Annotated in this window: 11 protein-coding genes; 3 read left to right on the forward strand and 8 right to left on the reverse strand. The window is 59.0% G+C overall.

Translation table 11 applies throughout. From position 1 onward, the window contains the following. Window positions 1-77: 77 nt before the first annotated feature. Genes Q8O35_RS12330 through Q8O35_RS12340 form a run of 3 tightly spaced genes read left to right on the forward strand, consistent with a single transcriptional unit; the run spans window position 78 to window position 3,057 of the window. Complete coding sequence (locus tag Q8O35_RS12330; RefSeq protein ID WP_305573735.1) at window positions 78-1,196, forward strand: PP2C family protein-serine/threonine phosphatase; 1,119 nt, start codon at window positions 78-80, stop codon at window positions 1,194-1,196. After that, window positions 1,193-1,942, forward strand: coding sequence for an ATP-binding protein (locus tag Q8O35_RS12335; protein ID WP_305573737.1), 750 nt, complete (start codon window positions 1,193-1,195; stop codon window positions 1,940-1,942). Before Q8O35_RS12330 ends, Q8O35_RS12335 begins: the two co-directional genes overlap by 4 nt. 2 nt (window positions 1,943-1,944) lie before the next feature. After that, window positions 1,945-3,057, forward strand: coding sequence for an Hpt domain-containing protein (locus tag Q8O35_RS12340; protein WP_305573739.1), 1,113 nt, complete (start codon window positions 1,945-1,947; stop codon window positions 3,055-3,057). A 370-nt stretch (window positions 3,058-3,427) separates the two neighbouring features. Here the strand turns inward: Q8O35_RS12340 and Q8O35_RS12345 are convergent, their stop codons facing one another. The 8 genes from Q8O35_RS12345 to Q8O35_RS12380 form a co-directional block, all read right to left on the reverse strand. After that, window positions 3,428-4,690 carry an EAL and HDOD domain-containing protein gene (locus tag Q8O35_RS12345; protein WP_305573741.1) on the reverse strand — a complete coding sequence of 421 codons (1,263 nt, stop codon included), beginning with the start codon at window positions 4,688-4,690 and terminating at the stop codon, window positions 3,428-3,430. A 594-nt stretch (window positions 4,691-5,284) separates the two neighbouring features. Then, entirely contained in the window at window positions 5,285-6,316 is a 1,032-nt protein-coding gene (locus Q8O35_RS12350) for a site-specific integrase (RefSeq protein WP_305573743.1), read from the reverse strand. 8 nt (window positions 6,317-6,324) lie between these two features. Then, the gene (locus Q8O35_RS12355) at window positions 6,325-6,531 is read right to left on the reverse strand and encodes a helix-turn-helix domain-containing protein (protein WP_305573745.1); all 207 of its coding nucleotides are present in this window, start codon (window positions 6,529-6,531) and stop codon (window positions 6,325-6,327) included. A 214-nt stretch (window positions 6,532-6,745) separates the two neighbouring features. Then, the gene (locus tag Q8O35_RS12360; protein ID WP_305573747.1) at window positions 6,746-6,964 is read right to left on the reverse strand and encodes a hypothetical protein; all 219 of its coding nucleotides are present in this window, start codon (window positions 6,962-6,964) and stop codon (window positions 6,746-6,748) included. Beyond that, window positions 6,961-7,284: a hypothetical protein gene (locus Q8O35_RS12365; protein WP_305573748.1), complete on the reverse strand. Its 324-nt coding sequence runs from the start codon at window positions 7,282-7,284 to the stop codon at window positions 6,961-6,963. Before Q8O35_RS12365 ends, Q8O35_RS12360 begins: the two co-directional genes overlap by 4 nt. Beyond that, window positions 7,284-7,469: a hypothetical protein gene (locus tag Q8O35_RS12370; protein ID WP_305573749.1), complete on the reverse strand. Its 186-nt coding sequence runs from the start codon at window positions 7,467-7,469 to the stop codon at window positions 7,284-7,286. The genes Q8O35_RS12365 and Q8O35_RS12370 overlap by 1 nt, the downstream gene beginning before the upstream one ends. Then, window positions 7,466-7,804 carry a hypothetical protein gene (locus Q8O35_RS12375; protein WP_305573750.1) on the reverse strand — a complete coding sequence of 113 codons (339 nt, stop codon included), beginning with the start codon at window positions 7,802-7,804 and terminating at the stop codon, window positions 7,466-7,468. Before Q8O35_RS12375 ends, Q8O35_RS12370 begins: the two co-directional genes overlap by 4 nt. Beyond that, window positions 7,797-8,038, reverse strand: a 242-nt coding sequence (locus tag Q8O35_RS12380) for a hypothetical protein (RefSeq protein ID WP_305573751.1), incomplete at its 5' end; no start/stop codon positions are given. The genes Q8O35_RS12375 and Q8O35_RS12380, both read right to left, overlap by 8 nt.

Consider the following 8,038-nt stretch of genomic DNA (forward strand, 5'->3'; position numbering starts at 1 on the left):
CAGGGTACTAAACTTCTGCCCTGTAAACAGGGATTGGCTTTTCGTTGTGAACCCCCAGCAGGTTTGTGTGCGTGGTCATGCCTGAAGTAGATATTCCCGGCAGAATTCTTGTTGTCGATGACGAGCCTTTGAATATCATGGTGCTCAAAGGCGTTTTGGGAAGCGCCGGCTATGCTATTGAGAGCGCTTCCAGCGGGCCTGAAGGCCTTGAAAAGGCTCGCATCCAGCGGCCCGATATGGTGCTGCTTGATGTGATGATGCCCGGCGAGACCGGTTTTGAAACCTGCAAGAAGCTCAAGGCTGATCCAGACACCGCCCACATCCCTGTGATGTTCATTACCTGCCTGGGAGAGATGTCCAACAAGCTTGCCGGGCTGGACCTCGGCGCAGTGGACTACATCACCAAGCCCTTCGTGGCGGCGGAAGTTGTCGCCAGAGTTCGATCGCATATGAATTTCCAGCTGCGCCAGGGGGCCATCATTGATGCCCAGGCAAGCCGCCTGGGGCAGGTTCGTGCCGCCCAGATGTCCCTGCTGACCCGACCTGAGTCGCTGCCTGAGGCCAAGTTCGCCGTGCATTTCCTCCCCGTGCTTGAGGCTGGTGGCGACTTCTACGATGTGCTTTCCTTCGCCGGTGGACAGACTGCCTACTTTCTTGCCGATGTGAGCGGGCACGACCTTGGAGCGTCATTCATCACCTCTTCTCTCAAGGCCTTGTTCCGGCAGCACGCTGCGCAGGGAAAATCTCCTGCGGATATTTTGTCGGGCATGAACAGAATCCTCTGCGCCGTCACGACGGAAGAAGTCTATCTTACTGCTGCCTGTCTCTGTCTTGACCGGCTTCAGGGCACTTATCAACTGGCCTCTGGCGGGCACCCTCCGGTGGCGGCCCACCTGAACGGCCAGGCACGCTGTCTCGACATTTCCGGCTTGCCGCTGGGCATGTTCGAGTCTGTTGAATACTCTGTGCTTGAAGGCTCCATGGCCGAGGGCGACCGCTTTTACATGTACACCGATGGACTGGCGGAAAACATCGGCCTTTACGTCACCAGCGAGGCTTTTCGCACAAGCCTTCTGGACTCCTGCCTGCATAACGCCATTATTCCCCTGCCCGCTGCAGTCGTGAACATGGTGCGCGACTTGTCCGGGGATTTGAGGCCATCGGACGATGTGGTGCTTCTCGGGGTGGATGTATGACCAAGGCGCAGCCGGGCATGATCCAGGGCCAGAACGGCATTGATTACGATTTTCCTGCTTGTGCAGAGAATATTGAACTTTTTATCGCCGGGATCCATGGATTTCTGGCGGAAAGGAACCTCTGCGTCTTGTCCTTCGACATGGAGCTGCTGGCCAGGGAGGCCCTGGTCAATGCTGTGCAGCATGGTTCCAAGGGCGACATTTCCAAGACGGTCAGCGCCTCGCTCCGCCTTGATGCCGGAGCGCTTGTGCTTCAGGTACGCGACCAGGGCCAGGGCTGGGATTGGCGCAACATGCCCACAACCCCGCCGGATCCGGCCACTGAATCTGGGCGCGGGCTCATCATCATCCGCAAATACGCTGACAGCTTTGCGTACAACGATCCGGGCAACATACTCACCATCACAAAGCGCGTGCCCGCAAAGGAGAACATGGAGATGCAGCAGGACGCCATGGTCCACATGACACTAGAATCACGCGTGTCGGCGCAGAACGTTCCTGCACTGCGCGAGACCTTCCGCGAACGCATCCAGCAGGGCGCGCGGCATTTGCACCTCGACTTCAGCAGGGTGGAGAGCCTGGACTCCATGGGCATCGGACTGCTGGTGGCCACACACAACTCCCTGGCCAAACTTGGTGGAGCGTTAACGCTTACCGGCGTGAACAAGGACATCCACCAACTGCTGACCCTCATGCGGCTGGACAAGCATTTCTCCATCTCCACAGCGCCGGGAAGCCAGGCATAAACATGGACATTTCTGAGCTCATCCATAGTTTTGTTGAGGATTGTCGCGAGCACCTGGACAGCATTGAGTCCTCACTCATGGACATCGAAGCTGCAGGCGATCACCAGAACCCTGAGCTTGTGAACAGCGTGTTTCGCTTGGCCCATTCCATTAAGGGCGGCGCGGGCATGCTCGGGCTCGACAACATCAAGACCCTTGCCCACAAGCTGGAGAACGTGCTGCATATGGTGCGCAGCAACGAACTCAAGCCGACGCATACTGTGGTTGACGTGCTGCTCAAGGGGTTTGACCGCCTCACCTTCCTGGTGGACAACATTCACGAGAGCGAAACCTTGTCCATTGATGCCCAGGTGGCTCAGTTGCTGACCATCAGCCACCCCGATGGAGAGGCTGCGGACGCAAAGCCCACACAGGCCCAGTTCGAGGTGGGCAACGCGGGCATCTTCAGCGTCGACGCCATAAGTCTTGAGCAGGCTAAGGGCGGCGGCAACGAGCTTTATCTGCTGGAATTTGACCTGATTCACGACATCCATGGCAAGGGGCGGATGCCCTTTGAAGTGCTGAAGATGCTCATGGACACAGGCCGCATAGTGGACTGCAAGGTTGACTTTGCCGCTGTGGGCGATCTGGACGCTTTTGGCAACAGCATACCGTTTTACGTGCTGTTCGCCACCATCCTGGAGCCCAAGTACGTCAGCGGTCTCGTAAAGTTGCCAGATGATCGCGTACGGCACATTGACAATGTTCCTCATGCAGTGGTCGTGCTTGAGCCCAGCAGCGAAAGGAAGGAGTTCGGTGCCCTGTCGTTCTGTGTTGCCGAAGGAATGGGAGTGGTGCAACTGCCGGAAGAGATCACTGCGCCGATTCTCGACAACCTTCGTGACGCCCTGCTTTTTGGGCTGGAGCGCTGTGCCGGCGTAGTGCTCGACTGGAGAGCTGTTTCCCGTTGTGATGTATTTTTCTACCAGATGATATTGGCGGCGCGCCGGAGTTACGCCGATCGCTCTAGAAGCCTTTGCGCTGCGGCTCCGCTGCCGCAGGAGCTTCACCACGCTTGTCAGCTTCAAGGTTTTTTGGGCCCTGAAGGTTCCGGCAGCCTGCTGCCCCTGGCGTAGCGCCGACACTTCGCCGGTCCGCCGCTATACAGTGGCGGCCAACGTCATTCCAACCTTTCGTTCAGCTCATATTGCTGGTTCGCAATAGGCCAATCAACTTCTGTATTTTGGTCGTGCTCTGCGTGTTATTATTCCGGCGGCAATGACTCATGCAGGCCAACGATGCATCTGTACTTTTGTATGTGTAATGCCTGGCGTCTTTGGCAATGCCGTGTGTTAACCAGAGGTCGCTCTTGGACCAGTCCGAGAGCTTTCGGTGGTTATACCGCGTCTGTGGAGATCCAGGGCATGCGCGGACTGGACGCTCGCAGTCACTCCGGTTAGCCCAGAGAATGGCTGGTTCTGACAAGGTGGTGCGGTTGGCGGCTGGTCAAGCCGCAGGAGCGGCTTCGGGCGCGGGAAGAACGCGGAACAAGGTGTCCGCCTCGGCGAGCGAGTCGATATAGCAGCGGGAGAGGTCTGTCAGGCAGAGTCCGACACTGTTGCTCAATCGGGCAGCCTGCGCCCAGTCGCTGTTCTCCATGGCCTGCACAAGAGACAGCCACGGCGACAGGCTGCTTTGCTTCCCGCAAAGGGCTTGGCGGATGTCGTCTTCCAGGGGCACTCCGGCCAGAGCCTGGGCTGGAGGCATTTCAAAGATTGCCTCAATGTATGAAAGAAGCCCAAGGAGGGACAGCTTCGGCATGAGGGGCTCCATGGCTGCGGCCTTGGCGACGCGTCGCAGAAAACCGGCTCTCTGTGCGGCGTAGAAACAGAGTTCCTGGTGGCGCGGCGTGGGTGAAAGATCCGTGAGCAGGATGATTCCCAGCCACTTCTTGAGAGGCTTCCATCCCGCCAGCACAATGGCCTGCTGGATGGAGTTCACTTGGCGCGCCAATCCCAAGCTTGCGGAGTTGAGGAAAAGCAGCAAGCGATATGTCAAAGGGGCATCGGCTTCGACAATCCGAGCCAGGGCCTTGAAGTCGGCATCGGGCTTGTCAAGGCACTCCAGAAGGCGCAAGCGCGACAGCTGGGTGGCGGTGATGCTTCTCTGGCTGGGACGCAGATTCATCTTGTTGAAGAAAAACCCTTGGAACATGTCTGCGTTGACCGCGCGGGCCTGGAGCATGGGGGTCCAACTGGTCAGGCCGCGCACCAGGGACTTGGCTCCGAATACGTGCGCATCGTGGATGCGTTCCTCCAGGGATGCGCCGCCTGTCGGTTCGTCTGCATTGATCACGAGCACATCTGCAAGGGCGTTCAGGGCGCGGCACCCAGGGGTGTTGTGGAAGTCTGAAACCGCTATCCCGTATCCGGCTTGCTTTAGTTCGGCCACGGCCTTTGGTATGCCGAGAGTTGTGCCTGTTGCTTCTTCCAGCTCAACATAAATTCCTTGAGGCCACAGCACTCGCGGGATTCCTTCCAGAACAGCTGATGCGGGGAAGGAGACGATGGTCTGGGCCTGCGATACTCCGCGTTGCGGCAAGTAGGCTTCGAGAAGCATGTTGGCAGTGGTTTCGTCGGCGAACAGCTCTCCCTCGCTTTGGGGCTGTGCGAAGCACATGGCGGCTCCCCATGGTTGAAGCCGCCGGTCAAACACCGGCTGGCGCGTAACCATGAATCCCGCTTCGCATGTGTGCCGATCAGCTAACATTGCCGCTCCTGCGTGTTGTTGCCCGGCCTGTCGAGTGTCTGCCCAGAAACGCGATACATATATTCATGAGGTCAGCCTCTGGCTGTGACTCATACGTATAATATACATTTTGAGTACGGAAATGGCAAGGTGTTGCGTAGTCTTCGTAGTCACTCAAGTGATATTTTTTCCTAATCACCGTTGAGATGCCTGGGGCCTGGTCGTTGCCCCGCTGCAGGTCGCATGGCTTTGCTTAACGCTATGCCTTGTCTTTCTCATAGATCATTCGCCTTGCTCACCGAGAAAGCCCCGCAACGGCGTCAAACCGTTGCGGGGCCTAGTCTGCTCTGGAGCCAGCGAGGAGAGTCGAACTCCTGACCTGCTGATTACGAAGAAGACGGCGGTTGAGCACTGGCAAGGCCTGCCGGGTTGTATTTACGCAAACTTTACGCGAGACAGCTTTTCAATTTCCATGATCGCCAGCTGTTGTTCACGCAGGCTTGCGAATAAATCACCTGCATCACGCAAAGCCTGGATCAACTCTTTCCGGCTGCGCTATTCTTTGTCGCGTCCGGGCCCGTTTATATCATCAGAAAGGGCTTGTCATCACACATTTTAATCCCCTTTCTTGCCGAACAGATCCAGGGGGCCGAACTTCACCATGTTGACTGCCTGCGCCATGTGGTCATTGGTCACATGAGCGTAGATTTCCGTGGTCTGGTAGCGCGTATGGCCCATGAGGGACTGGAGCGTGCGCAGATCCCCGCCAGCCTCCACAAAGGCTACGGCGAAGCTGTGCCGCAGATCGTGCAGGCGCAGCTGCGGGTTGCCGGAGGCCACCAGCGCTCTTTTGACGTAGTGGCTGATGGTGTCCGGGTGCTCCCAGCGCGAGAACACGCGGCCCGCGCCCTCGCCAATGGCCAGGAGCACAGAGCGGAACGCTGCGTTGATGGGATACTGGCCGCCTTTCCCGCGCTTGGCCGTATTGTTGCGGATAGAGTAGACCCCGCGTTCCAGGTCCACATCCCCCCAGGCCAGGGCCAGGAGCTCCGTGCGGCGGCGCCCGGTGGCCAGATACGCCGCCACAAGACGGCGAAGGTCGATATCTTCGATGGTGTGCAGGACGGTGGCGACTTCGGTTGCGGAAAGGAAATTCGGCATGCGTTCGCCGCCGGTGAGTTCTCTCACTGCGGCCAGTGGATTCACCTTCACGTACTTCCACTCAACGGCCTTGCCCATGACGGCGCGCACGTGCCGCAGGTAGCAGTTGATGCTTGCGATGGAGAGTTTCGCCTTGCGGGCCGTTGTGACCATGCGGTCCGTGTCGCGGAGGCTTAGGGCGTCGAGGCGCACGCTTCCGCCCGTTTCGGCCATGAGTTTCCCAAGGGCCAGGCGGCCCGCGCGGAACGTGGACTTGGGCTGGTTCTGCTCGCTCCATTCCAGAAATTCTGTGCGGAAATCATCAAGTGTCTTTCGGCAATCCCCATGAAGCTGCGCCAGACGGCCCGCAAGATACTGGCGCTTGATCTCGGCGTAGAGCCGCATCGCCTCGCTCTTGTCTTTGGTGTGCAGGCTGCGGCGCTTCCGGTCCACCTCGATGTACCAGAATTCCGAAGTTGGAATCTTGAAGGGTTTGCGAATAGACATGAGAATTTTCATAGTCCGATACTCGCCAAGTGTGCAAGAGCCTTGTTCCGCGTGTTGTTCAGCATGGCGTCGATGGATTCCTCGGAAATTCGCCAGTGCCCGCCGGGGAGCCGTTCGGCATCCAAGTAGCCTTCGTTGATGTACTTCTTGAGCGTGTTGCGGCAAACGCCAAGGCGCTGCATGGCAACCCCCATGCGCAGGCGCGGCGTGTTCATGCATCCCCCCCCGCAGGCCTGAGCCTGCCCACGCTCATACCCAGCGGCCCCAAGACAATCAGTAATGTCCTTGCCCGAATCCCGCCTGCAACGATGGCGTCGGGCCACAGGATTCCCACACGGATAAGCTGACCCTTGTAGGTGCAGCCCCACGGGCGTGAGGTTTCCCACACGACGCGCCATATCCACCCGCGCCAAATTCCGCCTGCGGCCTTCATTTTCCACCCCGCATCCTGTACACGGTGCCGATATACCTCTCGCCCTCGAAATATTCTTCGGTGCTCATGAGCCCGGCCTGAACTTGCAGGTCCAGGGCCTTGGTCACGGCCTGGATTGTCTCGCCGCAGATCCTGGCCACGTAGCGCGCGGTGCATCCCTCGGGCGAGGCCTGGCGCACGACGGCGACGATGTTGCGGACGGTGGGGTGGGTCATATACTCACCCCCAGCAGCGCATCATCAGCGCGGTGGCGACGAAGGTAGTCTCCGAACCCATCGTACAGGTCGCCAACCTCAAGATAGTCGAGGTAGCGCTGCCGCGAGCGGCTGATCTTGCGCACGGGGCCAAGGTCGCCGTAGACCACCTCCCACGTCGGGTGGCAAGGCAAAATCACGCCGGGCTTGTCGGCGTCAAAGTTCACCCCGATGTAGTTTCCGCAGTCCTTGACGATGACGCCGGGCCTGCCCTCAACAACTACGCGGCGGCCAAAGTCAGCGGGGACGCCATATGTATGTCTGACGTATTCGAAGGCCATCACAGCACCCCCAGCAGCGGCAGCGCCTCGCCGCAGCCATCGCCCGTGCTCTCCAGGTTGACCGTGCGTCCAGATTCCTTCGCAGTCACGATCTCGGCAAACGTTCGGTGGCAGGCATGGGCAAGGCATTCCACCTTGCGCGGGCAGCGCCAGGACACGCAGATGGGCTGTTCGGCTGCGGTCATTCGGTGGCCTCCGTGCGCTTGCGCGCATAGAAGCTGTCCGTAGTCCACTCGCCCTCGTACGGCTCGATGATGTAGATGGTGTTCTTGTCACCGTGGCCCCAGCGCGTTGGCTTGCCTGATACCCACTCAAATTCGCCTGGGTAGAGGCCCAGCAGTTCGCCGTTGGTGGTGGCCTCAATGCTCACGGCCCCGTATGCGTTCATGTAGGCCTTATGTATCCCAGGGCCAGCGGCAGTTCCGCGGAAAACAAGATCGCCGCAAACATGCTTGAGCACGCGCACAGTGGGAATTTCGCCTGCCGGGATGTGTTGTGGAACTTGCCGTGGCTCACGCATTGGGCACCTCCGTGGCGGCGAGGGCGGCTGACATGAAAACCTTTCTCCGCAGCGGCTCAAGTTCGAACTCATCGCAACTCGACGCTTCAAGAAGCGCTAGCGTTACGCCGTGTTCTCTTGCAGCTTCCTCCACCAGTGACTGTTCATCGTGGGACCCGGTAATGAAACCAGCCAGCAAAGCCCAGCCTTGCCAAAACGCTGCGTCTTTCTTTGCCTCCAGCTCCCGCACGCGGG

The sequence above is a fragment of the Humidesulfovibrio sp. genome (genome assembly GCF_030689645.1).
Classification (GTDB): domain Bacteria; phylum Desulfobacterota; class Desulfovibrionia; order Desulfovibrionales; family Desulfovibrionaceae; genus Humidesulfovibrio.